This window comes from Streptomyces sp. MnatMP-M17, from assembly GCF_900091995.1.
Lineage (GTDB): Bacteria > Actinomycetota > Actinomycetes > Streptomycetales > Streptomycetaceae > Streptomyces.
This window is the reverse complement of record NZ_FMDK01000502.1, coordinates 1-2,152: the sequence shown is the minus strand read 5'-3', so window position 1 is coordinate 2,152 and position 2,152 is coordinate 1. Positions and strand designations below refer to the sequence as shown.

The 2,152-nt window shown below is 70.4% G+C and carries 3 protein-coding genes; 2 read left to right on the top strand and 1 reads right to left on the bottom strand.

Features of this window, described 5'->3' with window-relative positions; genetic code table 11:
- Window positions 1–347: phosphoribosyltransferase (locus tag GA0115259_RS22220; RefSeq protein ID WP_256098079.1), on the bottom strand; the 347-nt coding region annotated here is incomplete at its 3' end.
- 237 nt (window positions 348–584) lie between these two features.
- Between GA0115259_RS22220 and GA0115259_RS22215 the strand changes: the two genes are divergently transcribed.
- Together GA0115259_RS22215 and GA0115259_RS22210 are read left to right on the top strand one after the other, a co-directional pair.
- Complete coding sequence (locus GA0115259_RS22215; protein ID WP_093600042.1) at window positions 585–1,052, top strand: Crp/Fnr family transcriptional regulator; 468 nt, start codon at window positions 585–587, stop codon at window positions 1,050–1,052.
- A gap of 235 nt (window positions 1,053–1,287) precedes the next feature.
- Window positions 1,288–2,152 (top strand): LLM class F420-dependent oxidoreductase (locus GA0115259_RS22210; protein ID WP_093600039.1); only part of this gene is annotated, 865 nt, incomplete at its 3' end.

Sequence of the window (2,152 nt, the reverse complement as noted above, 5' to 3'; positions counted from 1 at the left end):
GGCCGGTCGCCGCGGTAGCGCCGCAGCCGCAGCTCCAGCGCCTCGCGCGCGTCCTGCTCGATCTCCGCGCGCTCGCGCGGGCCGACCCGGGCGACGCGGAGCACATCGTCGTTCATGATCCGTACGCCGTCCTCACCGATGGCGCCGAATCCCAGCTCGGGCTGGTACGGCACGCCAAGCTTGCGTACGGCGATCACATCCAGCGGCGCGCCCAGCGTACGGGCCACCTCGTACGCCACCGGAATCCCGCCGCGCGGCAGGCCCAGCACCACGGGATCGCCGAGATCCATCCGTTCCAGTTCTTCGGCCAGCCGTTTCCCGGCGGCCGTTCGGTCGACGAAGCGCATGATCCGCCTCCTCTCCCGGGGCCCTGCGGCCCGCATCGGGAACACTCCCCATCCAACCCGAAAACGCCCGGACCGGCAGGACCGGAGGAATCGTCCCGGGCCGGGCTACGGATGCCCCATAGCCACCCGTAGCGCCACAAGAGCCCCGGGTGGAGTCTGGAGAGGAGGAACCCGCGGGCCGCCGGGGGCCTGGTGGGCCTGGCAGCCAGGCCCGACATCGCCAAGGAGGCGGCAGCCATGACCACCACGACCGACACCACGTTGCACGGCCTCTCCCCGATCCACCGGGAGCGGCTGATGCACGGCGCGCGCCAGGTGAACTTCCCCGAAGGCACGCGCATCTTCGACGAGGGCCAGCCCGCCGACCGCTTCTGGATCGTGCGCAGCGGCTGCGTGATCCTCGATGTACGGGTGCCGGGCCGCCGCCCGGCGGAGATAGCGTCCCTGGGCTCCGGCAGTCTCGTCGGCTGGTCCTGGCTCTTTCCGCCGTTCGTCTGGCAGTTCGGCGCGGAGGCCATGACGCTGGTGCGGACGTACGAGTTCGACGCGGACGACGTACGGCGGATGTGCCACGGCGATCCGGTGTTCGGCCAGGCCGTGGCGCTCTGGATCGGCGGCGTGCTCGCCCACCGGCTGCACGAGGCGAGGACCAGGCTGCTCGATCTGTTCGCACCGTACGGCAGCAGCGAAGGACCGATGCCATGACACCGTGCCTCCGGGATCAGATGCGGACCGGCGCCTGGGGCCTCTCGTTTGAATCTGGCTGGGCTCGCGTGCCCGCAGTGACATCAGCCGCTGCCGCGGCGGGCGCTCCCTGATCCAGCCAGACCCGGACGAAAGACCCTGGCCTGATCCAGGACCTGATCCAGGAATAGTCATGTACCGGGCCCGGGTTGGCACGGTGATCGCTGTATTTCACAGGCACGTGGGAGACAAAACGATGGTTACTCTGCAGGAGTCCGTGGGCCGGTACGGGATCTGGAGCTCGGGACTCCGGTCCGACGGCCCGGCGGGCGGTGAGGCCCCGGAGGCCGCCGCCGAACTGGAGGAGCTCGGCTTCGGCGCCGTCTGGCTGGGCATGAGCGGTGTCGAGCACGCGGAACCGCTCATCGAGGCCACGTCACGGCTCACCGTCGCCACCGGCATCCTCAGCATCTGGCAGTACGAGGCCGCCGACACCGCCGCCCGCTTCCTGCGGCTGGACTCCGAGCATCCGGGACGCTTCGTACTCGGTCTCGGCGCCAGCCACGCCAAGATCGCCTCGCAGTACCGGCGTCCCTACTCCTCGATGGCCGAGTATCTCGACGGACTGGACGAGGGCAAGGTCCCGGCCGGCCGGATCGTGCTCGCCGCGCTCGGCCCGAAGATGCTCGAACTCTCCCGTGACCGCGCGGGCGGTGCCCATCCGTATCTGGTCACTCCCGAGCACACCGCACAGGCCCGTGACATCCTCGGCGCCGGACCGCTCCTGGCTCCCGAGCTGAAGGTCGTCCTGGACACCGATCCGGAGACCGCCCGTACCACGGCCCGCGACTACCTCGCCATGTATCTCACGCTGCCGAACTACACCAACAGCTTCCTGCGGCTGGGCTTCACCGAAGACGACTTCCTGAACGGCGGCAGCGACCGGCTCATCGACGCCGTCTACGCCTGGGGCGACGACGCCCGGATCAAGAGCCGTATCGACGAATTCCACGCGGCCGGCGCGGACCATGTCGCGCTCCAGATCGTGACGCCCGGCAGCACCGCGGGCGCGCCGGGCGCCCTGCCGCGCGCCGAGTGGCGACGGCTCGCCGAGGTGGTGG